Origin of the sequence: Pedobacter rhodius (assembly GCF_027213645.1) — a bacterium.
Lineage (GTDB): Bacteria > Bacteroidota > Bacteroidia > Sphingobacteriales > Sphingobacteriaceae > Pedobacter > Pedobacter rhodius.
The window spans coordinates 620,384-643,992 of sequence record NZ_JAPWGL010000001.1 but is presented as its reverse complement, the minus strand read 5'-3'; the positions used below and the strand labels follow the sequence as shown (position 1 = coordinate 643,992).

Here is a 23,609-nt window from a genome sequence, read left to right as displayed (position 1 = left end):
AAGTTAAAACTATGTTAGCAACGGTTAAAGGATATTGCGAAAAAGGGAAAATTATCTTAGAGGAAAAGGCTCCTGTACAATCAAAAACTGATGTTATAGTCACTTTTTTAACAGATAAAAACCCTCAGCATTCGAAACGAATACCTGGTGCTTTTAAAGGAAAAATAACCTTACCTAACGATTTTAATGAGCCTTTAGATGATTTAAAGGATTACATGTAATGGCATCTAATCATTATCTTTTAGATACACATTGTTTAATCTGGTTTCAGGAGGATAATCCAAAAATGCCTAAACAGGTTATGGATGTTATTCAGAACATCAATAACGTTATCTATTTTAGTCAAATAGGTCTTTTTGAAATTTCAATAAAACAATCAATTGATAAATTATCGCATTTAGATGTTGCAATTGAAGATATTTTTAATCAAGCTTTAGCGGATGGATTTACTTTTCTTCCAATAGAAAACTCTTCAATTTTCAAGCACTTAAATATCCCTCTGTTAGATGTGCATCGCGACCCGTTCGATAGGTTATTAATTTCTTCAGCAATACAAAAAGATGCAACATTATTGTCTGCAGACGAAAAATTTAAACTTTATCCAGATATTTTAAGACTATTCTGGCATTAATAGATCTAAACATGAAAATCCTATATATAATTCCCTTAGCTATGATGCTAAGCTGCTGTTCATCCGTGAAAAACCAAAGTTCCACTACTGGTTCAGGAAAATTAGATACCCAGCTTTTAAAAGATGTTGAAGTATTATCGTCAGATGCTTATCAAGGCAGAAAAACCGGAACTAAAGGTGCTGAAATGGCAAGAGCTTATATTATTGAACGTTTCCAAAAACTGGGTTTAAAATCTTACCCTCAAAATGTAAACTACGCACAGGAATTTACATTTAATTCAAGAGGCGGGGCAAAGGTAAACGGCACAAATATTATTGGCTACATCCCTGGCAAAGGCACAAATGTAATTGTGGTTTCAGCCCATTACGACCATTTGGGTGTCGTAAAAGATGAAGTTTTTAATGGCGCCGATGATAACGCATCGGGAACTGCAGGTTTGATGAAAATTGCCGCCTATTTTGCCAAAAATAAACCGAACAACACCATTATCTTTGCTGCTTTCGATGCTGAAGAAATGGGTTTACAAGGCGCAAAAGCATTTGTAGCTAATCCACCTGTTAACATCAATACCATTGCAATCGATCTGAATATGGATATGATTAGTCACAGCGATAAAGGTGAACTTTATGTAGCAGGTACATTCAAATATCCTAACCTGAAGAAATATATTGATACTACGCGAAAAGACATCAAAGTGATATTAGGTCACGACGATCCTAAACTTGGCCACGATGACTGGACAAACCAAAGTGACCAGGGTGCTTTCAATGCTAAAAATATACCCTTCCTGTACTTTGGTGTTGAAGACCATAAGGATTACCATAAAGCGACAGATGAGTATTCTACCATCACGAAACAATTCTTCAGCGATGCTGCGAATACAGTTTTAGAGGTTGTAAAGAATGTAGATAAACAAACTGGCTTGCAACAATCCTTAAAAGATAAAATGTTGATGATGGACGATTCGAGAAAGAAATTTTAATTTTTCTTTATAAAAATGACCAGACCTGCCCGTTCCGGCAGGTTTTTTTATGTCAAAAATTTCTACACGTAAATTTATTTAACTGATTACCAATACATTAATAAATAAACTACAAAAATAGTTTGCAAACTATAAATATAGTAGTAACTTCATTTAACCGAACTATAAAAATAGTTACAATGATAAAAGAACTCACGAAAGCAGAAGAACAGGTAATGCTTATCCTTTGGGAAATGGAAGAGGCATTGGTAAAAGATGTAATTGAAAAGATGAATGAGCCAAAACCGGCTTATAATACAGTTTCCACGGTAATTAGGGTTTTGGAAAGCAAAGGTTTTGTAGATCATAAAGCTATTGGCAATACCTATATCTATTTCCCCATTATTAAAGAAGCTGATTACAAACGTTTTGCATTAGACAAAGTGATGAATAATTACTTCGAAAACTCTTACGAAAGCTTGGTTTCCTTTCTGGTGAAAGACAAAAACATGAGCAACGATGAGCTTAATGAAATTATTCAACTGGCTGAAAAACTTAAAAAAGATAAATGATGAACTGGCTATATTATTTACTCGAAGCAAACCTGTATCTGATTCTATTTTACGGATTTTACCGGTTACTCCTGCATAAAGAAACCTTTTATGCACTAAACAGATATTACTTAATAGTAAGTTCTTTAATAGCATTTCTAATTCCATTCTTTCAACTGGGGTTTTTATCAAAAGATATTATTATAATCGAGCAACCCGTTTACCAGCAAATTCAGGTTGAAAAATCTTTATTAAACACGGAGAATATGTTGCTGCTTCTTTATTTGCTGGTCGCTTTAATGTTCATTTCAAAAATAATTTGGGGATTCAGGCATATTTTCAAACTATTAAAGAAACCCAATAAAACCGTCGAAAATGGCATTACAATAATTGAATTAGCAAATACCAAAACGGCTTTTTCCTTTTTCAACATGCTTTTTATCGATCCGGATTTGCCTCAGAAAAACACAATCCTGAAACATGAGATGGCTCATATTCATCAGAAACACAGCATTGATATTTTGCTTTTCGAAATAATAAGGAGTTTAAGTTGGTTCAATCCAATTACGCACCTCCTCAAAAATGATATCAAACTTTTGCACGAATATCTCGCTGATGAAGAAACGACGAGGAAAGGAATAGAAAAATACGATTATGCAATATTCCTGATTCAGAATACTTATGCTGGCCAGACTGTTCAGTTAACTAATCAAATATTTAATTCATCCATATTAAAAAGAAGAATAAGCATGTTAAATCAAAAGAAATCAGCAAAATGGGCCAGGCTCAGATTGTTATTGGTACTTCCTGTAGTTGGCGGGATGCTTTGTACCTCAACCATGGCCTTTACAAAAGATTACGGCGTTGTCGATTTGTTTCCAAAAAATGAAAATACATTTCAGGATACAACCAAGAAAGTAAAAGTAAAAGAAATTAGGATTGCCGAACCCGTTCAAAAAGCGAACAGGGTAAAAGAAATTGTAATTGCTGAACCTGTTCCGCAAGTAAAAAAAGTAAATGGTGTAAAATTAGCACCTCCGCCGCCGCCAATTGAACCTGCCCCAAAAACAAAAAGTGTTAAAAAACCGAAGAAAAGCGTTGCACCTCCGCCCCCGCCGGTTGAACCTAAACCTGCCAAAGGTGAAGTATTAGAGATAAGATTGAGCCCGCCTCCACCACCCGTTGAGCCTTCAAAAAAGAAAAATTACGAAAAAGATGACATAATTTATGAAGAAGTTATCCCAGGCTCTTAAAAAACCTACTGCGGCACGTAAACCACGTATTTAGTTTCGAAAAAATCTTCCTCAAAATAAGCTGAAAGCGGATACAATTCTGCTTTCAGTTTTGATTCCTTTATTTCTTCCGCCAAATCGCCGCCTTTCAGGTAAAGAATACCATTTGGAATGGCATTTAACGAATCTTTCTTGAACTTACCTTGAATCCAGGGATAAAATTCACCCAAACGCGTTACGGCTCTTGAGATTATAAAATTGAACTTCTCTTTGATTTGCTCTGCCCTTAAATGGTCAGCTTTTAAGTTTTCTAATCCAAGTGCCGAAGAAACTTCTTTAACGACCTTTATTTTTTTTCCGATTGAATCTACCAGGTAAAAGTTAGTCTCCGGAAATAATATAGCCAACGGAATACCCGGGAATCCGCCTCCTGTACCTACATCCAAAACCGTTTCACCTGCTTTAAATGCGCAGACTTTTGCTATACCCAATGAGTGCAGCACGTGGCGTTCATATAGTTCTTCAATATCTTTTCTGGAGATTACATTAATCTGTGCATTCCAGAAACTGTATAAATCAAATAATTGGGCGAACTGAGCAAGTTGTTTTTCTGATAAATCGGGAAAATATTTAAGAATGATATCAGGTTTCACTTCAGACATGGTATTGGTTTCAATTGTGTTTATTTCCAGTTTACTTTTTTCTTTCCGAACATGGATAAAAATCCATTTAAGGTCAAAAAGAAGAACAAAAGTATATCTAAAATCGGGAACCACCAACGTAAATCCTTATAATTTAATCGGTTTAACAATTTAGGATATACAAAGCATCTAATGATAATGCTTAATAAAAATATGCCGCCAGCAATATATTTGGCTTCTAAACTAAAAAACATACAAGCTGCAAAACCAACATAGAATAAAAACTGAAATATGATTTGCAGGCTTAAAATAAACTTGTGTTTAGGTTTATAGAACTTTCCGGCCCCGAAATGACGTTTTTTCTGGCGTAAATAACCAGCCCAGCTCCGATTGGGTTCACTCCAAACATGACTATCCTTATTAATTCTAATTTCCGTATTTGAAGATGTTGCATGGGCATTTACAAACAAATCGTCGTCACCCGAAGGGATATGCATGTGCGCCGCAAAACCTTTATTTTTAAAGAAAAGAGCCTTTTTGTAAGCCATATTTCGTCCCACCCCCATATATGGCATACCTTTTAATGAAAAAGAAAGATAGTTAACTGCTGTAAAAAAAGTTTCAAAACGAATCAGTGCATTTAATAAACTTTCGTTTTTTAAATAAGGAGAATATCCCAACAGTATTTCGGTATTTTCATTTGCAGGTTGTTGCATATACATTAACCAATTACTGCTTTCGGGTATGCAATCCGCATCTGTAAAAACCAGCCACTCATGTTTTGCAGCTTTAATGCCCATTGTTACAGCAAATTTCTTACCGGCGATAAACTTATCGTTATCTAAAATCTTTACAATTTTAAGATTCGCATACTGCTTTTCAAACTGTTCCAGTAATTCTTCAGTCCCATCCCACGATCTGTCGTTTACCACAACAACTTCAAATTCAGGATAACTTTGATTTAGAATAGCCGGTAAATATTTTTCTAGATTTGAAACCTCATTTCTTGCACAAATAATAATACTTAGCGGTGATTTAGCTAATTCCGGAACAGCTTCAACAGCAGCATTAGCCAGCTTTAAATGTACAAAAAGTACATAATACAATTGTACAAACAGGCAAAAGGCAAAAAAAGAAATCAAACAGATTTCGACTTGGGTTAGTATCACAACGTTAAAATAAACAGGCGCAAATTTCTCATTTTTAATCTGTAATACCCCTTTATGTTGATAAAAATTTAAACAAAAATATACCCTCTTATTTTCTTATTTTTGGCTGATTTTTGTGACGAGAAAACAGGATTATGAAATTTACTTTAAAGGCTAAAGATCCATTATCTAAAGCCAGAGCCGGAACGGTTACAACAGCCCATGGCGAAATACAAACACCTATATTTATGCCTGTAGGAACTGCAGGTACGGTAAAAGCGGTTCACCAGCGTGAACTTGAACTGGATATAAATGCCCAGATTATCTTAGGAAACACCTATCACCTCTATTTACGGCCAGGGCTGGATATTTTAGAAAAAGCTGGTGGCCTACATAAATTTATTGGTTGGGACAGGCCTATTTTAACGGATAGCGGTGGCTATCAGGTATATTCATTAAGTAAAGTTCGTAAGATTAAGGAAGAAGGTGTTACCTTTAATTCGCATATAGATGGCTCTAAACATTTATTTACGCCGGAATATGCAATGGATATCCAGCGGACCATCGGAGCCGATATTATTATGGCTTTTGATGAATGCACGCCTTATCCATGTGATTACACTTATGCTGCTGAATCGATTAAGATGACACACCGTTGGTTAAAGCGATGCTGCACGCATTTCGACAATACGGAACCGAAATATGGCTTTGATCAAACATTATTTCCGATTGTTCAGGGTTCTGTTTATAAAGATTTAAGGATAAAATCAGCAGAATTTATTGCCAGTATGGAACGTGAAGGCAACGCAATCGGCGGTTTATCCGTTGGAGAACCTGCCGAAGAAATGTACGCGATGACAGAAATTGTGTGCGATATATTACCTTACGAAAAACCACGTTACTTAATGGGGGTAGGTACGCCGATCAATATTTTGGAAAACATTGCGCTAGGAGTAGATATGTTTGATTGCGTAATGCCTACGCGAAATGCCAGAAATGGGATGTTATTCACTAAAAACGGCATTATCAATATCCGTAATAAAAAATGGGAAAATGATTTTTCTCCGATAGAACCTGATAGCGACCTGCATGTTGATTTAGTTACGAGCAAGGCATATTTACGTCACTTAGTACATAGTAAAGAGATGCTTGGCGCACAAATTGCTACTTTGCATAACCTGCATTTTTACCTCTGGCTGGTTAAAGAGGCGAGAGAAAGGATAATCAGCGGCGAATTTTACGAATGGAAAAACCAAATGGTTAAAGTATTGGGCAATAAGCTATAGAATGAATTTAATTAAGGGCAACATAAAAATCATCGATCGTTATATCATCGGCAAATACCTGGGTACATTTATCTATACACTGGCAATTTTTGTGATTATCATAATTGTATTCGATTTATCAGAAAAACTCGATGATTTCCTGAAAAGCGGATTAAGCCTCTGGGGTGTAATTACGAAGTATTATGCCGGTTCGATTCCCTTTTACATCAACATGCTTTCGCCTTTAATTAACTTTATCGCGGTAATTTTCTTCACCGCAAAAATGGCGGACCAAACTGAAATTGTACCCATTTTGAGCGGTGGCGTAAGTTTCAACCGTTTTTTATGGCCATATTTTATCTCAGCAAGTATTATATTTTCGGCTAATTTAGTTTCTAACTTATATATTCTTCCTTACACAAATACATTAAAAAACAGTTTCGAAAACACCTACGTTAAACGAAACGACCCATCAACAAAATCAAATATCCACATGAAACTGGATGACAGGACGTATATCTACATTCAAAGTTTCGACAATAAAACCAATTATGGCTATCGTTTTTCGCTGGATAACTTTAATGGTGATGTATTAACTAAAAAAATTATCGCCGATAATATTAAATGGGATTCTACGAAGCGTAAATGGCAGCTAAGTAACTATTCTATCCGGAAAATAGATGGCTTAAAAGAAACCATGATTTATGGCAGCGGCAAGTTAAAAGATACCATTTTAGATATGCGTCCTGATGATTTCTCGGCCTACGACAATGTGGTTCAAAACCTGTCTACAAGCGAATTGACAGAAAAAATCAGAAAAGAAAAAGTTCGAGGAACAGGTATTATGAACGACCTGCAATTTGAACGTTATAAAAGGTATTTTCATCCTTTATCGGCATTTGTTTTAACATTGATTGGGGTGGCACTTTCCTCTCGTAAAGTTCGTGGAGGTGTAGGTGTATCTTTAGGTATCGGCATATTCATTAGCTTCGCCTACATCGTGTTTAATCAGTTCACACAAATGTTTTCTACCAAGGGCGGATTACCTCCTTTTATAGCCGTTTTATCACCCACAATTGTATTTGGTCTTTTAGGATTTTACTTGCTTAAACGTGCCCCAAAATAATAATGGACGTTACTAAAAAAAACCTTTTAATCCTCCATCTTACCGTTTTCGTATGGGGCTTTACCGGAGTACTCGGAAAGGTAATTTCAATTGATGCGGTACCTATGGTTTGGTACCGCGTTTTAATCGCCAGTGTCACACTATTCGCCTGGTTTACGCTCACAAAAAAGAACATTAAAATTACCAAAAAGCAATTTATCCAGTTCTTTTTAACAGGGGGAATTGTAGCCATTCACTGGATATTTTTCTTTCATGCCATTAAAGTTTCAACGGTATCCGTTACGCTGGTTTGCCTTTCATCTTTTACTTTATTTACGGCAATACTTGAACCACTAATAAAAAAACAACCGATTTATATTGGCGATATATTAATCGGTTTGCTGATTATCCTGGGGATTTATATGATATTTAAGTTCGAAAGTCAATACACTTTGGGTATCATTTTCGGTCTTTCAGCCGCATTTGCCGCGAGTCTTTTCTCTACGATCAACTCTACTTTTGTACAAAAAAGTGAGCCGTCAATCATCGGATTTTATGAACTAGTAGGTGGCTTATTCTGGATAACTTTATACAGATTATATGATGGATCTCTGCTAAATATGCCTTTTAATTTAAGCGCTAAAGATTGGTTTTATATTGCCATCTTAGGAACTTTTTGCACCTCTGTTGCCTACGTTGCCGGGGTATCTGTAATGCGAACATTATCGGCATTTCGAACCGCCCTAGTAACAAATCTGGAACCCGTTTATGGCATTCTTTTGGCGTTCATTTTCTTCAAAGACAAAGAGCAAATGACAGGTGGGTTTTACATCGGTGCAACAATAATTCTTGCTTCTATTTTTCTCTATCCCATCTATAAAAACAGGAAAAATAATTTATAAAAGCCTAACATTTTTATTGATTTTCATGTAGCTTTTTATCCTAATTTCAACTATAAAAGCGACCATCTTTTAATGTGATCGCTTCCAAATAAATTATCAAAAACAGCTAAAGGAAGGTTCACAATTCGTATGATAATTAAGTGTGAATGGATTAAAAAATTAGTTTACCTAAACACTAAATACACCGGAAAGACATTTAAATTTCAAAGGAAATAAGCTCAAAACAGCAACTAAAAACAGAACAATCCTTCTATGCCAGTTATCATAGGCTAATAAATTAAACATGGCAAAAAGCGGGCCCATTACACTATTAAGCCCCTTTTTTAATTGAAATTATAATTTTTCTGAATTGTAAATATTTTTCTACTTACTGCTGAATATCCAACTCTAGCCCCTTTATCAAGGCGGTTTTTGATTAAAAACCACACGTTTTTGAACAAAAATTTAAACAAATTCTAATTTTTTAACCACGATTAACTTTAAAAATTGAGGCTAAAAACCCTTATGGAAATGGATAATACCAGGTCAAAAAACATAAATAATCTCGCTATAAATAAGATAAAAGAAATAGGAATTTAGGTACAAAATTGAAACAGAAATAAATAATATAGTAAAATCATCAGCTTAGAAAAACAAAAAATAAAGACATTTTGTCACAACTATAAAGTATCGATATTGTATGTTAATCCGGTTAGCATGCTAAACTGCATATTTCGAAAAATTAATTACTACAGAATTAACCTAAAAACATCAGGGCAATAGACATCAATATTGTCAACTAAACGCGTGATAAATCAATTAATTTATCTGCTAAAAGTTGAAGTCAAATCCCGCTTATTTTACCAGAATTTAAGTTTGATATGCAAGATATTTCCTGCTAAATTTTAAGTCCTCCGGTATACAATATTATTTTATTAAGAAAATTTTAGCCTGGAATTTGGATTAATAAGTGTAAATTAAAGCCTTTATTTAATGGCGTCTATCAGGCAGATAAAATTAAGATTTAAAGGGCAAAACCTTATTTTAAAAACCATCATTTTGTATAAAAAATGAAATTAAATAAATAATATATGATTTTAAAAATCAATTACTTATATAATTTTAAGTAAATTAAAATTACACAAAAAATAAAGTTTAAAAAACATAAAAAACTAAATATTTTAGCATCAGAAGCGAATGAAGTTAATTATATCAAACAAAATACTATATATCAAATACTTAAGCCTACTTACATTAAGTTTTATTTCACAATCAATTTTTGGTCAAATTTTCAGCACTGCACAGAACCCACTTAGTGTACGATGGAGTTATATTGAATCTGGCGGCTTTAAAATCATCTATCCACGGGAACTCGAAAAAGATGCTCAAAGAATGGCGAATACGCTACCTGCTATTTACCCTAAAATTGGCCTGAGCCTAAGGCAACAAAACACCTCTATTCCCCTCCTATTACAGAACCGTGGTACCATTGCAAATGGCTTTGTGCAGCTTGGACCAAAGAAGTCTGAATTCTACACAACACCACCCCAATATTTCGATAGTCAGGATTGGCTGAACAACCTGGCTGTTCATGAACTTCGGCACATCGCACAGTTTGACAAATTGACAGACGGGCAAACACATCCGTTTCCGGAATTGGTTTACTTTGCTTATTTCGGGGCAGGCATACCCATTTGGTTTTTCGAGGGAGATGCTGTCGTGAACGAGACGGCTCTGACAGAGTCTGGTCGCGGCCGACAACCAAAATGGATAATGCCTTTTCGGACGTCGATTTTAGAGGGTAAAAAATTCTCTTACAGCAAAGCCTATTTCGGATCGAATAAAGATGTTACGCCGGGCTACTACCAAACGGGTTATTTAATGGTAGCCGACATGAAAGAAAAATACGGTAAGTTCATTTCAGATAGCTTACTTGGCGACATCAGAAAAAGGCCGCTACGGCTTTATCCTTTTTCACAAAGCCTGAAAAAATTCACCGGCGAAAACACGAAAAAATATTTTCACTCTGTACAAGAAAAACTAGCAGAAAAATGGGAGGCACAAAAAGAGAAAATTCAGACCGAAAACTATGAGAGCTTGAATTCGAAAACTTCGCTTGCCACGAATTATTTTCTGCCTGTTCGATTAAATAAAAATCAGATTTTAGCGCTCAAAGAAAGTAAGCAAGATGCCCGATTTTTTGTCATTATAAACGAAGATAAAACAGAGAAAAAATTATTTGGAATCGGCTACCAAGAACAGCCTTGGTTTAGCTATAAGAACGACGTTTTGGTTTGGGACGAAATTCGCTATGACCCGAGGTACAAACAGCGTAGTTACAGCGTAATTTGTTCGTACAATTTAAAGACTAAAAAATTCAAAAAACTGAGTAGTAAAAGCCGGCTCTTCTCTCCCAACCTATCGGAAGACGGAAAGAAAATTATCGCTGCCAAAGTCGAAATTAACAATCAATTTAACCTCGTAGAAATCGATGCCTCATCGGGCAAGATTTTAAAATCTTATCCTAATCCTGAAAACGAAATTTTGCAAACACCAGATTTTGACAAAACCGGAAATCGGATTGCATACATCAGCGTAAGTGAGAAGGGAAAGAGTTTGTGGCTGATGGAGGGCGAAAAAAAAACGAGACTTATTTCGAATAGCAGGCAACAATTGAGCAGACCTATTTTTATAGACGATAAAATTGTTTTTAATGCGCACTTCAACGGCATTGATAATATTTACAGTTTAGATATACAATCTAAAAAAATCAACGCATTAAGCAGTTCAGAATACGGTGCTTTTAATCCGGCAGAAACCGAGGATGGAAAAATTATTTTTAACGATTATAAAATTAATGGTTATGAAATTGCAGAAAAAGAAATTGTAGAAAGGCCGGTTGGAAAACTTAGTTTCGTAGACTTTTCTTCTGCAGCAGAAAAGCAGGAAAATGCTGGGAATGTTTTCAATCATATTCCCGAAAATACTTTCCAATCTAAACGCTTTTACCAGGGTTTAAATCTTTTTAGTTTTCACAGTATTATTCCGGTTATCGATAACGAATATCTTTTCGGTCTTGAACTCCAATCAAATAATTTATTGAACACGATGGATTTCTACACCGGCGCAAAATACCATAGGGATATAAAGCGTTTCGAATACACAGCAGACGTCAGCTATAAAGCACTTTACCCGATTTTTAGTGTTGCATACCGGAACCGACCAAAACGAACGTTCTATCGGGCTAAAAACGTTACACAACAAGGCGATTGGCGCGAGAACTATATCAAACTTAACGCATCAGTACCGTTATCGTTTAATGCCAGGAATCAAAACTATTCTTTTACATTAAACGCAGCGACGAGTTTTACGCAACGTTATATGGCTGAAACTATGCCAGTCAATTTCATTCGAACGCTTAAATTTCCGTTGGAATACAATCTTACTTTCAATCACAGTGTGCGAACAACCGAAAGAGATATTGCTCCTAAATGGGCGCAGGTTTTCAGGGCCACCTATAACCACCAACCTTTTGATAAGAACCTTGGCGGCGAAATTCTGGCTTTAGAAAGTTTTTTATATTTTCCGGGATTTGCGAAAAACCATTCTTTCCTGGCAAGTTTCAATTATCAAAAAGCGAGCGGTGTAAATCAATATGCTACTGAAATTACAACCGTTTACGGCTACAACAACATCCTTGCGAAAAGCAAATTGCAAAACAGCATGCTTTTCAACTACCGTTTCCCTTTCGCTTTTCCCGATTGGGAACTTAGTTCACTGGCCTATATACGCAATTTCAGGGCTGGTTTATTTTGCCATTACGAAAACATCGGTGTAGACACCAATATCGGCGAACCTAAAACTTATGGTGTAGAATTGAATAGTAGTTTAAACATTTTGAGGTATCAACCTGTTGTTGATGTTGGAGCGAGATTGGTTCTCGTTAACAAGATTTACAATCAAAATCCGATATTAGAGTTTTCATTTAATTATAGCTTTTAAACCCATGAGCGGAAAAACCATTTTCATCATCATCCTAACAGCATTATTAACCGCATTCCTATTTTTAAATAGCGATGAAGTATCATTCAATTTTATCGTAGTGAGTGATGTTCTTGTATCCAAGCTCCTTGTAATAGGTGTATGTGTACTAATCGGTTTTATCATTGGTTTCATAACCGGCCGACCAAGAAAAACAGTAAGCAGCTACGATGATGAGATTGAGAAAAATCAACCTGTTTCCGTTAAAAAGGAATTGAGTGATGAGGACAGGGACTACATTAACTAGGATTTTTAGGATTATGTGATTTTAGGATTACCAGTTTCAAAATTGTTATATTTAAAATTATTGGATTTCATAATTTAATATCTTAATTTAGTTTCAAGCAAATCCCTATTTCTTACCGTAAATTTTATTTATTATGAAATATGGCGATTTAACTGGTCGAATTATCGGCTGTGCAATGAAAGTTCATTCTTTTTTAGGCTCTGGTTTTCCCGAAAAGATCTATCAAAAAGCTCTAGGTATTGAAATGTCATTAGAATATTTATCATACCACGAAGAAATGACGATGATTATTTATTATCGCGATACGAAAATTGGAACAAGGCGAGTTGATTTTTTTGTTGAGGACAATATCATGGTCGAGCTTAAAGCGGTAATTGAACTAAATGACATACACCTTGCTCAAGCAATCAATTACCTTGAGGCATACAAATTGCCAGTTGGACTATTAATCAATTTTGGAAGCAGGAGTTTGACTTTTAAAAGGGTTTATAATACAAAGCATCCGGACAACAAAAACTAGGATAAAAGGATTACATCATTTTAGTATTAAAGATGTTTAAGCAAAATAATTCTGAAATCCTATCATCTTAAAAATCCTAGTCCAGTGCCATCATAATCTCCCCGTAAAGTAATCCGCTTCCGCCACCATAATGCTGGATGATTTTTACGTTCGGCATCAAAGCAAGGATTTTGCCTTTTAACTGAACTTCTTCTTCATGGTTTATTCCGTTGCCAAGCAATACCAAATCAATTTTTTGCTGTTGGCAAATTGCGATTGCCTCCTCATCATTACAAACACAAATCCCTTTCCATTCCGGCCGGGCATTAAGCAATCGGTTCATCACAGTAGTAATTTCTGTATCTCGGCCGATATAAAGTATGGTGGTTTGCATAATATTTAAGTTTATAACGAAAGTAAAATAAATAAATTCCTCGTCCTTTCGACTGAAGCGCAGCGAAATGGAGAAATCTTTGTACAACACTGTTATAGCAAGTTTAAAGATTTCTCCACTGCGGTCGAAATGACGACAAATTTAATTTATCGATAAAAAAACTAATTCAATTCCATCGGAACATCCATTAACAACACTTCGGCATCTGCTGTATTTGCTTTAAAACTAATGCTGTCAGTGTCCCAAATACCTAAACCATCTCTTTTGCTTAAAGTTTGGCCGTTAATGGTAACTTCTCCACTGATAACGAAAGCATAAACACCGTTTCCTGCCTTTTTGATTTTGTATTCCGTTTCAAAACCCTCATCAAATTTACCTAAAGAGAACCAGGCATCCTGCTGAATCCAAACGCCGGCATCATCAGCGCTCGGTGATAAAATCTGTTGAAAATTGTTATGCATTGCTTCAACATCTAAAGACTGCTGGTCGTAGCGTGGCGTAACATTTTTCTTGTTAGGAAATAACCAAATCTGCAATAAATTCAATTGCTTATCTGCCAACGCATTAAACTCGCTGTGGCTAACGCCTGTTCCGGCGCTCATCACCTGGATCTCGCCACTTTTAATTACGGCTGAATTACCCATGCTATCTTTATGTGCAATGGCTCCGGCTAATGGAATCGTAATAATCTCCATATTATCGTGTGGATGCGTTCCAAAACCCATGCCCCCATCAATCAAGTCGTCATTTAAAACCCGCAAAACGCCAAAATGCATTCTTTCAGGATTGTAATAATTTGCAAAACTGAATGAGTGGTGAGCGTTCAACCAACCATGATCTGCATGACCTCTGGTGTTTTCTTTGTGCAAAATAAACTGTGACATAAATTTCCTTTCTTGTTTATGATACAAATTTACAGCAAGTTTGAAACCTCTGCATTGATGTAGGGTAAGTAATATCAGGTTTTAGACCAGAATTACAGGGTTATAAGATTTTCTAGATTATGGCTTAGATTTTTAATAGCTTATGTTTTGCTAAAACTGTATCACTATTGAATTCTCTCAGCGCATCTAAAGCTATCCAATTTGCTTTTTTATTATTTTGAGATAAAATATTGTTTGCTGTATCGATAGCATGTTGATGTAGGAATGCATTTCTTTTACCGATTTGCCTTAAGGCCCAATTAATTGCTTTTTTAACGAAATTCCTATTATCGGAAGCCTCGCTCTCGATGATTGGCAGGAAACTTAAGAAAGTTTCATCAGATTCTTTTTTAAGATGAACGGCAGCCTCGGCCATCAAAACAAAACCCGTTCGTTTTACAAACTCTTCTTCAGCTTTTGCAAACTCCAAAACTTTTGATTTAAAATAAGGCGTTTTAACGAAAAGATTTCCACAGGCCTGGTCACATATATCCCATGAACTGAAATCTTTTGTCCACGCGTTTATTTGCGATGCTGTAACGAGTTTATAATCGCCGATAAAGGTTGCCAAAAGCCGAGCCTCATGAAATCCGGTGTCCCATAGGGATAAAGATAATTCCTGATTCTTTCCAATCTGTTTGGCCAGCTTACGAACGTTGGGCACCCGAATGCCATATGCTTTGGAAACGTCGATTCCAAAATGGGCCATCTTCTTTAAATATTCAGGTTCACTGATGGATTTAAGTTCGGAAAGGATAAAATCGATGTCGTTCATAAGACGTGCGTGGATGCCTTCCGAAGTTTCAATGGTTTGGGCAAGGCAAACTCCGGAAGGCGGAACAGCTATACCAAAGCCTGCTCAATATCAGCAAGAATATCATTTATATGTTCTAAACCGATGGATAAACGAACAGAACCCTGCTCTATGCCGACGATATTGCGTTCTTCTTCTGTTAGTTTACTGTGGGTACTCGTAGCCGGATGCGTGGCTATTGAACGGGTATCGGCCAGGTTTGCAGAGATGGAAAACATTTTCAAACCGTCCATAAATTTGCTGGCGCCCTCAACACCGCCTTCAACAACGATGGTTACGATACCGCCACCCTGTTTCATTTGCTTTTTGGCAATTTCATATTGCGGGTGCGAGGGTAAGAATGGATATTTTACCAGCTTAATTTTTGGATGTTTCTCCAGGTATTCAGCAACTTTTAAAGCATTTTCGCAATGGCGGTCCATGCGAACGGCTAAGGTTTCCAAACTTTTCGATAAAATCCAGGCATTAAAAGGCGATAAAGATGGTCCGCTGTGACGTGCGAAATTCATTACCTCGGTAATTAATTCCTTTGAACCTAAAATTACGCCACCCAAAACGCGACCTTGTCCGTCGATGTATTTCGTCGCCGAGTGAATGGAGATATGAGCACCCAAGGCAAGTGGCTGTTGCAGATACGGCGTTGCGAAACAGTTGTCAACCACCAAAAGTTGATTGTGTTTTTTTGCCAAATCGCCTAAAAATGCTAAATCAATAATGTCGATGCCAGGATTTGATGGTGTTTCAACGAAAATCATTTTTGTATTTGGCTTTATCAAAGCCTCCCAATTTTCAGGTTTATCTAAATCGGCATAGTCGAAAGTTACGCCCCATTTAGAAAAAACATTAGTCAACAATTGGTGTGTAGATCCAAAAACGGAACGACTTGAAATAATATGGTCGCCGTTTTTTAAGAATGCCCCGAATGTTGTGAAAATGGCGGCCATCCCTGTTGCGGTAGCAAAACCATCTTCAGCACCTTCCAGAAGACACATTTTTTCTATAAATTCTGAAGTATTCGGATTTGCATATCGACTATAAACATTACCCTCTTTTTCATTGGCAAACAGCGCACGCATTTCTTCGGCATCATCAAATTTATAGCTCGATGTTAAATAAATGGGTGCTGAATGCTCTTTATGCAAACTGCGTTCAACTTGGGTGCGTATGGCTATCGTTTCAAAATTTTCGGATTTCATTTTTTTTAGTATCAAGATTTGAGTATCAAGTATCAAGATTTTAGTATCAGGTATCAAGTCCCTATCAAAAGTAAAAATGAATATATGCAATTTCGCTCTTGATACTTGATACTTACTACTTGATACTATGTATTTTGTAAGTAAAATTAATTTTCGCAGAGCGGCCTAAGATGTTCGATACGGAGCAATATTTATCGAAAGTCATAGATAAAGCACGTTCAACCTTTGCGGCGCTCAAGTTACCATATAAATCGAAGTGAATATCAATTTCATCGAAAATCGGCGGCATCTCTTCTTCTTTACGGGTGGCATTAATCGCGATTTTGATATCATCAAGCGGTTCCTTTTGTTTGGTTAACACATTTACCATGTCGATTCCACTGCATCCGCCCAGCCCAACCAAAAGCATTTCCATCGGCCTGAAACCTTTGCCTTCGCCCCCAATAGCAGCTTTTGCATCTAATTCGACAGTAAAACCATTCTCATTTTCTGCCTCGAAATTAAACTTTCCGCTTTTGCGGATGAGATTTATATTCATTTTATAGTATCAAGTATATTAGTATCAAGTATCAAGACACAATTTGCTTTAGTCTTTATGCTTTTACCTTTCAGCTCTTTAAATATTATAGTAAACTAAATTGTTTTTTTCCAGTTCGGGCAGTTTAACAGGTTCGTTAAAAATTGCAAAAACCGACGAACCGCTGCCACTCATTAAAGCGAATGTTGCGCCTGCATCGTATAAACTGGTTTTTATTTGATGAATTTGGGGATACTTCACGAATACCGATGACTCGAAATCGTTGATAACCTTATATTTCCATGTTGTCGGCGACAAATGTATGATTTCTTTTAAGGATTGCAAAGGCTTTTGAGGTTTTACTAAGGCATAAGCATCGGCCGTGCTGACATGTACAGGCGGTTTTACCAAAACTTTAAACAAGGCTGACAAATCTACATCACATTTTTCGAACTCATCTCCTTTATTAAAAGCATAAACCGGTTTATTTTCGATAAAAAATGCGCAATCTGCACCGAGCTGACGAGCATAATCTTCCATATGGGCTACGGATAGGCCTAAGCTGAATTTATCATTCAACAATTTAATGAGGAAAGCACAATCGGCCGAGCCTCCACCAAGCCCTGCTCCTACCGGAATGTTTTTTAATAAATTAATCTGCTGTGCGGGAACATCAAAATCTCGTTTAACGAGATTGAAAGCTTTTACGCACAAATTATCGTTTGCATCGCCAGGAATATCGATACCATGAATTCTGCACGAAGTAAATGCTGCATCCGTGATTTCAACTGAATCTTTAATATTAACCGGATAAAAAACGGTTTCGAGATTATGATAGCCATCTCTACGTTTTTCGGTAATGTTTAAACCCAGGTTTATTTTTGCGTTTGGAAAGGATAACATTCTTTAAAGTATCAAGTGAGTATCAAGTATCGAGTAGTGAGTATCAAGTATCAAGTAGTGAGTATCAAGTTAAGAGTATCAGGTATCAGGTAATGCGTATCAGGATTTTATTTTTATTGCGACAACACTTCGCAAACATACAAAAGTCAGGCTTGTTTAAAAATCTGATAATGTAGAAAACTAAAAAATTTCGGGATTAAGATTTTTCACATATTTGTAATTGATTACAATTTACATTTAAAAAAGCCCCTTTCAGGGTTTGGGTTTATGAAACAATATTTAGATTTAATGCAGCATGTGCTGGATAACGGCGCACAAAAACACGACCGGACAGGAACTGGAACCATCAGTGTTTTCGGTTATCAAATGCGTTTTAACTTGCAGGAGGGCTTTCCGATGGTTACAACGAAAAAACTGCATTTAAAATCTATTATACACGAATTAATCTGGTTTTTAACTGGAGATACCAATATCAAATACCTGAAAGATAATGGCGTTCGCATTTGGGATGAATGGGCTGATGAAGATGGAAATTTGGGGCCTGTTTACGGTTCGCAGTGGAGAAGCTGGCCAACACCTGATGGACAACACATCGACCAGATTACAAATATCATCAACACCATTAAAAATAATCCTGATTCCCGTCGAATTATTGTTTCGGCATGGAACGTGGCGGAAATTGAAAATATGGCTTTACCTCCCTGCCATGCCTTCTTCCAATTTTATGTTGCTGATGGTAAATTAAGCTGCCAATTATACCAACGCAGTGCTGATATTTTTCTGGGTGTTCCTTTTAATATTGCATCTTATGCTTTATTAACGATGATGGTTGCACAGGTTTGCGGCTTAGCCGCCGGCGATTTTGTACATACTTTAGGCGATGCGCATTTATATAATAACCACATAGAGCAGGCACATTTACAATTGAGCCGTGAGCCAAAACCATTGCCCACAATGAAAATTAATCCTGATGTAAAAAGCATTTTCGATTTTAAGTTTGAAGATTTTACTTTGGAAAATTACGAAGCGCACCCACATATTAAAGGTGTGGTGGCGGTGTAGTTCATTAGTTTCATTTGTTCATTGGTATAATTAATCTAAACGTTTATTGGCAAAATCTCTATTCTAAATTCATCCCTTGTAATTAATATGTAAACAAACTAATTATGAGTTATAATCGCATTGAAGATTTAGAAGTTTATATGCTTGCTGAAGATTTATCAAATGAAATATGGGATATTACTACAAAATGGGATTTCTTTGCTAAAGATACTGTAGGTAAACAAATTTGCAGAGCTGCAGATTCAATTAGTGCCAACATAGCAGAGGGTTACAGACGTTTTCATTTTAAGGAAAATAAAAATTTCTGTTACTATAGCAGAGGTTCAATTTTGGAGACTAAGTCTTTTTTGAGGAAAATGCGGCATAGAGGTTTGGTTAGCGAAGAAATTTACGCCCAACTTTTCAACAAGCTAGAAACAATACACATTAAGCTTAATGATTATTTAAAATATATTGGAAAGGGCTATTATTGCACAAAATCATGAACGGATGAACCCAATGAACTAATGAAACTAATGACTAATGAACCAAAACCGCTTTCCATAGCCGTTGCAGTAGGCGAAAATTTCGCTATCGGCAAAAACAACCAGCTTTTATGGCATATGCCTGCTGATTTGAAGTTTTTTAAACAAACTACTTCGGGACATACTGTTGTGATGGGTCGCAAAACCTTTGATTCCGTTGGCAGACCATTACCGAATCGCAGAAACATCGTGATTACCAGAGATTCAACTTTAAAGATTGAAGGTGTTGAAGTAGTGAATAGCCTAGATGAGGCTTTGAAGATTAAGCAAAATGAAGAAAAGCCAATTTTTATTGTAGGCGGGGCAGAAATTTATCGCCAGGCTTTACCAAAAACAGATACGCTTTATTTAACTACTATTCATCATACTTTCGAAGCAGATACTTTCTTCCCTGAAATCGATAGAAATGAATGGGAAACTGTAAGTATTGAACCTCATCAAGCTGATGAGAAGAATAAATACGATTATACTTTTGAGGTACTTAAACGAAAAAACCCTTAGTTTTAACCGAAAAGATTACTAAGCTTTTCGCAAAGTATGCCAAAATTTAAAAGCCTTTCTATTGCTAGCGTAACTGTCTAATTAAATTATAGTCCGATTTATTTCCAGTTGTACTAGTGCTCCATTTGCATTTTGTCGCAAAATACGCTTCGTGTGCTTTGCGCCTTTTTTCTTTGCGCACTTTGCGGTTTATCATTAAAAAACTCAGATTTCTTTGTGTTAAAAATTAATCTTAATAAATTATCAATTAAGGGGTTCTATAATTTAAAAATTTAATTAGATTTGCCGACTTGTTAAAAAACAGCGAAAGACAAATTATTTTAAACAAACAATGCAAGGAAAAGGTTTTATTAAGTTTATAGCGATAGTATTGGCTATCGTTTGTGCGTATGCACTTTCTTTTACTTTGGTCGCATCCAAAGTGGAAAAAGACGCAAAAAACTATGCGAAAGGTGATTTAGCTAAAGAGAAGGCTTATTTAGATTCGATGAGTACCGAAAAAGTTTACCCGGTTTTGGGCTTTACTTACCAGTCGGTTAAATCAAAAGAAATCAATTTAGGTCTTGACTTAAAGGGCGGTATTAACGTAACGATGGAAATATCGTTATCGGAATTGGTTAAATCGTTAGCAGATAATACAAATGATGCTAATTTTAACAAAGCATTGCAAAATGCACAAACCCAACTAAACGCCGGCGGCAAAGATTACATCAAATTATTTGTTGATGAATTCGAAAAATTAAGTCCTGGTGTAAAACTTGCAGATTATTTCTCTAATCAGGATAACGCATCGCAATTAAAACCAAATGCAACGAACAGTGAAGTTCAGGCTTTTTTATCAAAAGAAGCTGAAAGCGCAATCGACCGTTCATTTACAATTTTACGTTCTCGTATTGATGGTTTTGGTGTGGTGAGTCCGAACATGCAAAAACAACCTGGTAGTAACCGTATCTTAATTGAGATGCCGGGTATTCAGGATAAAGAGCGTGTTTATAAATTACTACAAGGTTCGGCAGAATTACAGTTCTGGCAAGTTTATCAGGTACAGGAAGTTGTTTCTTTACTTGAAAACATCAACAAAACCTTAGCTTCTACATTAAAAGAAACTGCTCCTGCTGCTAAAGATACAACTGCTGCGCCTGCTAAGGGTGGTAAATTGGCTGGCTTAGAGAAAGCTGCTACTGATACGACCAAAGGTGGAAAACTCGCAGGTTTAGGTAAAAAAGATTCGACTGCGGCTAAAGCTGAGCTTGCAAAATCTAATCCTTTATTTTCAGTTTTAAGTATTCCTACTTACCAGGGCGAAAATGGTCAGCCGGCCTTACGTCCGGGACCGATTGTTGGTTGGGTTGCTCAAAAAGACACTGCAAAGGTAAATTCATATTTCAGAATGCCTGAGGTTGCTGCTGCCATTCCTTCTACCATGAAGTTTATGTGGAGCGTTAAACCAATGGATGGCTCTAAAGTTTTCGAACTATATGCGATTAAAGTTACAAGCGCTGATGGTAAACCGGATTTAGGTGGTGAGGCTGTTAGTGATTCCCGTAACGACTTTGACCAGAAAGGTAAACCGGAAGTAACCATGTACATGACCAGCGAAGGTGCTGCGAAGTGGAAAAAAATTACTGCTGAAGCTTCTGCGGATCCTCAAAATAAAAAATCTATCGCTATCGTATTAGATAACCAGGTTTATTCTGCGCCTACGGTTCAGAACGAAATTCCAAATGGTGTTTCTTCTATCTCAGGAAACTTTACACAAGAAGATACTAAAGATTTATCGAACATTTTAAAGGCCGGAAAATTACCTGCTCCGGCTCGTATTGCGGGTAGCTTCGTTGTTGGTCCTACCTTAGGTGCACAAGCCATTCACGATGGTTTAATTTCTTTTGTAATTGCATTTATTGTAATCTTAATCTTCATGGCATTGTATTATCACCGTGCCGGTTGGGTTGCTAACTTCGCTTTATTATTAAACTTATTCTTCATCATCGGTATCCTGGTATCGTTAGGTGCTGTATTAACATTGCCTGGTATTGCGGGTATCGTTTTAACCATCGGTTTATCGGTTGATGCGAACATCCTGATTTTCGAACGTGTACGTGAAGAACTTGCGCATGGTAGAAACACCGCAGCTGCGATTAAAGAAGGTTTTAAACATGCAATGCCATCGATTATTGACTCAAACGTTACCTTATTCATCTTAGGTGCTATCCTTTATGTTTTTGGTAGCGGCCCGGTTCAAGGTTTCGCAACAACATTGTGTATTGGTATTCTTTCATCATTATTTGCTGCTGTTGCAATTTCAAGAGTCGTTTTCGATTCATTGTTAAACCGTAAGGTTGACGTTAGTTTCGATAATAACTTTACCCGTAATGCATTTAAAAACTTAGCATTCAACTTTGTTGGTCGCCGTAAAATTTATTACATCATCTCTTCAATAATTATTATTGCTGGTATTGGTATGTATTTCAAAAACGGTGGTTTAAACTTAGGTGTCGATTTTAAAGGTGGCAGAACTTATTTGGTTCACTTTGATAAAGCTGTTAATACTGAAGATTTAAAAACAAAGTTAAACCCTGTTTTTGGTAACGAAACACCAGAGGTTAAAACTGCGGGCGAAGACAGCCAGGTAAAAATTACAACTACTTTCCACATTGAAGATCAGGATCCTAAAACGGACAAAGTTGTTGAAGATGCTTTAAACAAAGGTTTAGCAGGTTCTAAATATGAAATTGTGAGCTCGCAGAAAGTAACACCGATTATCGCCAGTGATATCGTAAATGGTGCTTTTTACGCCGTATTGATTTCATGTTTATTCATGTTTATCTACATCGTTATCCGATTCAAAAAATGGCAGTATGGTTTAGGTGCGGTTATCGCATTATTCCATGATGTTCTAATGGTATTGTCTTTCTACACCATTTTAGATGGTGTAATGCCTTTCTCATTAGAAATTGGCCAGGATTTCATTGCAGCGATTTTAACGGTAATGGGTTATACCATGACTGAAACTGTTGTTGTATTCGACCGTATCCGTGAGAAACTGAAAGAAGCCGGTAAAGATGATTTACATGGCGAAGAGCGTAACAACTTAATTAACTTCGCATTGAACAGTACATTAAGTCGTACCATTTTGACTTCGTTAACGGTATTCTTCGTGTTATTGGTCATCTTTATCTTTGGTGGCGACAGCATCCGCGGATTTATTTTCGCCTTGTTAATCGGTCGTATCATCGGTACGTACTCTTCATTATGTATCTCTACGCCTATCGTAATCGATTTGGGTAGCTCTGCTGAGAAGAAAAAGTAGAGAATTCAGATTCTTAAATATTGAACGCCCTCCCGATAAATCGGGAGGGCGTTTTTTTATATCCTTTTTATAACTAAGGCCAAAGGACTCTATTTTTGTTTTTGGAAAGCAAAAACAGTAGTTCTTCTGTTCTGATAGTCCTGCTATACATTTCAATCTTTTTTAATTAAGTACTGTCATGCTGAGGTAAGAAGCATCTGCTCCATCACTTGCAGATGCTTCTTACCTCAGCATGACAAAAAGTTCAGGGCTACTGCAAATT

At 36.4% G+C, this 23,609-nt stretch carries 23 protein-coding genes; 15 read left to right on the top strand and 8 right to left on the bottom strand.

The features are described from left to right. The first annotated feature begins 11 nt into the window (after positions 1-11). From O0931_RS02940 to O0931_RS02920, 5 genes are all read left to right on the top strand, one after another. On the top strand, positions 12-221 hold the full coding sequence (locus O0931_RS02940) for a DUF2281 domain-containing protein (protein WP_269414056.1): 210 nt from the start codon (positions 12-14) through the stop codon (positions 219-221). Further along, positions 221-631, top strand: coding sequence for a type II toxin-antitoxin system VapC family toxin (locus tag O0931_RS02935; RefSeq protein ID WP_269414055.1), 411 nt, complete (start codon positions 221-223; stop codon positions 629-631). Before O0931_RS02940 ends, O0931_RS02935 begins: the two co-directional genes overlap by 1 nt. Before the next feature lie 11 nt (positions 632-642). After that, the gene (locus O0931_RS02930; RefSeq protein WP_269414054.1) at positions 643-1,614 is read left to right on the top strand and encodes a M28 family peptidase; all 972 of its coding nucleotides are present in this window, start codon (positions 643-645) and stop codon (positions 1,612-1,614) included. 179 nt (positions 1,615-1,793) lie between these two features. Then, on the top strand, positions 1,794-2,165 hold the full coding sequence (locus O0931_RS02925; protein WP_269414053.1) for a BlaI/MecI/CopY family transcriptional regulator: 372 nt from the start codon (positions 1,794-1,796) through the stop codon (positions 2,163-2,165). Beyond that, a complete protein-coding gene (locus tag O0931_RS02920; RefSeq protein WP_269414052.1) occupies positions 2,162-3,397 on the top strand; it encodes a M56 family metallopeptidase in 1,236 nt (411 codons plus the stop codon). Before O0931_RS02925 ends, O0931_RS02920 begins: the two co-directional genes overlap by 4 nt. 5 nt (positions 3,398-3,402) lie before the next feature. On the opposite strand, the gene rsmG is transcribed toward O0931_RS02920, so the two are convergent. Both rsmG and O0931_RS02910 read right to left on the bottom strand, forming a co-directional pair. After that, on the bottom strand, positions 3,403-4,038 hold the full coding sequence (gene rsmG / locus O0931_RS02915) for a 16S rRNA (guanine(527)-N(7))-methyltransferase RsmG (RefSeq protein WP_269414051.1): 636 nt from the start codon (positions 4,036-4,038) through the stop codon (positions 3,403-3,405). Between the two features lie 20 nt (positions 4,039-4,058). Further along, positions 4,059-5,186 carry a glycosyltransferase gene (locus tag O0931_RS02910; protein WP_269414050.1) on the bottom strand — a complete coding sequence of 376 codons (1,128 nt, stop codon included), beginning with the start codon at positions 5,184-5,186 and terminating at the stop codon, positions 4,059-4,061. 134 nt (positions 5,187-5,320) lie between these two features. Here O0931_RS02910 and tgt point away from each other — a divergent pair, with 134 nt between their 5' ends. The 6 genes from tgt to O0931_RS02880 all read left to right on the top strand — a co-directional run bounded on the left by tgt (position 5,321) and on the right by O0931_RS02880 (position 13,224). Beyond that, the gene (gene tgt, locus O0931_RS02905) at positions 5,321-6,451 is read left to right on the top strand and encodes a tRNA guanosine(34) transglycosylase Tgt (RefSeq protein WP_269414049.1); all 1,131 of its coding nucleotides are present in this window, start codon (positions 5,321-5,323) and stop codon (positions 6,449-6,451) included. 1 nt (position 6,452) lies between these two features. After that, entirely contained in the window at positions 6,453-7,556 is a 1,104-nt protein-coding gene (locus O0931_RS02900) for an LptF/LptG family permease (protein ID WP_269414048.1), read from the top strand. A 2-nt stretch (positions 7,557-7,558) separates the two neighbouring features. After that, positions 7,559-8,437 (top strand): DMT family transporter, encoded by an 879-nt coding sequence (locus O0931_RS02895; protein ID WP_269414047.1) that lies wholly within the window; start codon positions 7,559-7,561, stop codon positions 8,435-8,437. Between the two features lie 1,176 nt (positions 8,438-9,613). Beyond that, positions 9,614-12,418 (top strand): TolB family protein, encoded by a 2,805-nt coding sequence (locus O0931_RS02890; RefSeq protein ID WP_269414046.1) that lies wholly within the window; start codon positions 9,614-9,616, stop codon positions 12,416-12,418. A 4-nt stretch (positions 12,419-12,422) separates the two neighbouring features. Then, positions 12,423-12,704, top strand: a complete 282-nt coding sequence (locus tag O0931_RS02885; protein WP_269414045.1) for a LapA family protein — start codon at positions 12,423-12,425, stop codon at positions 12,702-12,704. A 133-nt stretch (positions 12,705-12,837) separates the two neighbouring features. Next, complete coding sequence (locus O0931_RS02880; RefSeq protein ID WP_269414044.1) at positions 12,838-13,224, top strand: GxxExxY protein; 387 nt, start codon at positions 12,838-12,840, stop codon at positions 13,222-13,224. A 76-nt stretch (positions 13,225-13,300) separates the two neighbouring features. Here the strand turns inward: O0931_RS02880 and O0931_RS02875 are convergent, their stop codons facing one another. The 6 genes from O0931_RS02875 to ispE form a co-directional block, all read right to left on the bottom strand. After that, positions 13,301-13,597: a hypothetical protein gene (locus tag O0931_RS02875; protein ID WP_269414043.1), complete on the bottom strand. Its 297-nt coding sequence runs from the start codon at positions 13,595-13,597 to the stop codon at positions 13,301-13,303. 161 nt (positions 13,598-13,758) lie between these two features. After that, entirely contained in the window at positions 13,759-14,481 is a 723-nt protein-coding gene (locus O0931_RS02870; RefSeq protein WP_269414042.1) for a pirin family protein, read from the bottom strand. A gap of 124 nt (positions 14,482-14,605) precedes the next feature. Continuing rightward, the gene (locus O0931_RS02865) at positions 14,606-15,295 is read right to left on the bottom strand and encodes a DNA alkylation repair protein (RefSeq protein ID WP_269414041.1); all 690 of its coding nucleotides are present in this window, start codon (positions 15,293-15,295) and stop codon (positions 14,606-14,608) included. 68 nt (positions 15,296-15,363) lie between these two features. After that, the gene (locus tag O0931_RS02860; protein ID WP_269414040.1) at positions 15,364-16,530 is read right to left on the bottom strand and encodes a trans-sulfuration enzyme family protein; all 1,167 of its coding nucleotides are present in this window, start codon (positions 16,528-16,530) and stop codon (positions 15,364-15,366) included. A 115-nt stretch (positions 16,531-16,645) separates the two neighbouring features. Further along, the gene (locus O0931_RS02855; RefSeq protein WP_269414039.1) at positions 16,646-17,068 is read right to left on the bottom strand and encodes an OsmC family protein; all 423 of its coding nucleotides are present in this window, start codon (positions 17,066-17,068) and stop codon (positions 16,646-16,648) included. A 78-nt stretch (positions 17,069-17,146) separates the two neighbouring features. Next, positions 17,147-17,950 carry a 4-(cytidine 5'-diphospho)-2-C-methyl-D-erythritol kinase gene (ispE, locus tag O0931_RS02850; RefSeq protein ID WP_269414038.1) on the bottom strand — a complete coding sequence of 268 codons (804 nt, stop codon included), beginning with the start codon at positions 17,948-17,950 and terminating at the stop codon, positions 17,147-17,149. Positions 17,951-18,217: 267 nt separating this feature from the next. On the opposite strand from ispE, the gene O0931_RS02845 reads away from it, so the two are divergent. The 4 genes from O0931_RS02845 to secDF all read left to right on the top strand — a co-directional run bounded on the left by O0931_RS02845 (position 18,218) and on the right by secDF (position 23,347). Next, entirely contained in the window at positions 18,218-19,012 is a 795-nt protein-coding gene (locus O0931_RS02845) for a thymidylate synthase (protein ID WP_269414037.1), read from the top strand. Positions 19,013-19,116: 104 nt separating this feature from the next. Beyond that, positions 19,117-19,497: a four helix bundle protein gene (locus O0931_RS02840; RefSeq protein ID WP_269414036.1), complete on the top strand. Its 381-nt coding sequence runs from the start codon at positions 19,117-19,119 to the stop codon at positions 19,495-19,497. Positions 19,498-19,527: 30 nt separating this feature from the next. Continuing rightward, a complete protein-coding gene (locus tag O0931_RS02835; RefSeq protein WP_269414035.1) occupies positions 19,528-20,037 on the top strand; it encodes a dihydrofolate reductase in 510 nt (169 codons plus the stop codon). A 331-nt stretch (positions 20,038-20,368) separates the two neighbouring features. Continuing rightward, a complete protein-coding gene (gene secDF / locus O0931_RS02830; protein WP_269414034.1) occupies positions 20,369-23,347 on the top strand; it encodes a protein translocase subunit SecDF in 2,979 nt (992 codons plus the stop codon). Positions 23,348-23,609: the final 262 nt, after the last annotated feature.

Excerpts from the sequence above, each read along its gene's own strand:
- O0931_RS02940 (WP_269414056.1), top strand. The coding sequence starts at position 12 with ATGTTAGCAACGGTTAAAGGATATTGCGAAAAAGGGAAAATTATCTTA.
- O0931_RS02935 (WP_269414055.1), top strand. The coding sequence starts at position 221 with ATGGCATCTAATCATTATCTTTTAGATACACATTGTTTAATCTGGTTT.
- O0931_RS02930 (WP_269414054.1), top strand. The coding sequence starts at position 643 with ATGAAAATCCTATATATAATTCCCTTAGCTATGATGCTAAGCTGCTGT.
- O0931_RS02925 (WP_269414053.1), top strand. The coding sequence starts at position 1,794 with ATGATAAAAGAACTCACGAAAGCAGAAGAACAGGTAATGCTTATCCTT.
- O0931_RS02920 (WP_269414052.1), top strand. The coding sequence starts at position 2,162 with ATGATGAACTGGCTATATTATTTACTCGAAGCAAACCTGTATCTGATT.
- rsmG (WP_269414051.1), bottom strand. The coding sequence starts at position 4,038 with ATGTCTGAAGTGAAACCTGATATCATTCTTAAATATTTTCCCGATTTA.
- tgt (WP_269414049.1), top strand. The coding sequence starts at position 5,321 with ATGAAATTTACTTTAAAGGCTAAAGATCCATTATCTAAAGCCAGAGCC.
- O0931_RS02900 (WP_269414048.1), top strand. The coding sequence starts at position 6,453 with ATGAATTTAATTAAGGGCAACATAAAAATCATCGATCGTTATATCATC.
- O0931_RS02895 (WP_269414047.1), top strand. The coding sequence starts at position 7,559 with ATGGACGTTACTAAAAAAAACCTTTTAATCCTCCATCTTACCGTTTTC.
- O0931_RS02890 (WP_269414046.1), top strand. The coding sequence starts at position 9,614 with ATGAAGTTAATTATATCAAACAAAATACTATATATCAAATACTTAAGC.
- O0931_RS02885 (WP_269414045.1), top strand. The coding sequence starts at position 12,423 with ATGAGCGGAAAAACCATTTTCATCATCATCCTAACAGCATTATTAACC.
- O0931_RS02880 (WP_269414044.1), top strand. The coding sequence starts at position 12,838 with ATGAAATATGGCGATTTAACTGGTCGAATTATCGGCTGTGCAATGAAA.
- O0931_RS02875 (WP_269414043.1), bottom strand. The coding sequence starts at position 13,597 with ATGCAAACCACCATACTTTATATCGGCCGAGATACAGAAATTACTACT.
- O0931_RS02870 (WP_269414042.1), bottom strand. The coding sequence starts at position 14,481 with ATGTCACAGTTTATTTTGCACAAAGAAAACACCAGAGGTCATGCAGAT.
- O0931_RS02865 (WP_269414041.1), bottom strand. The coding sequence starts at position 15,295 with ATGAACGACATCGATTTTATCCTTTCCGAACTTAAATCCATCAGTGAA.
- O0931_RS02860 (WP_269414040.1), bottom strand. The coding sequence starts at position 16,530 with ATGAAATCCGAAAATTTTGAAACGATAGCCATACGCACCCAAGTTGAA.
- O0931_RS02855 (WP_269414039.1), bottom strand. The coding sequence starts at position 17,068 with ATGAATATAAATCTCATCCGCAAAAGCGGAAAGTTTAATTTCGAGGCA.
- ispE (WP_269414038.1), bottom strand. The coding sequence starts at position 17,950 with ATGTTATCCTTTCCAAACGCAAAAATAAACCTGGGTTTAAACATTACC.
- O0931_RS02845 (WP_269414037.1), top strand. The coding sequence starts at position 18,218 with ATGAAACAATATTTAGATTTAATGCAGCATGTGCTGGATAACGGCGCA.
- O0931_RS02840 (WP_269414036.1), top strand. The coding sequence starts at position 19,117 with ATGAGTTATAATCGCATTGAAGATTTAGAAGTTTATATGCTTGCTGAA.
- O0931_RS02835 (WP_269414035.1), top strand. The coding sequence starts at position 19,528 with ATGACTAATGAACCAAAACCGCTTTCCATAGCCGTTGCAGTAGGCGAA.
- secDF (WP_269414034.1), top strand. The coding sequence starts at position 20,369 with ATGCAAGGAAAAGGTTTTATTAAGTTTATAGCGATAGTATTGGCTATC.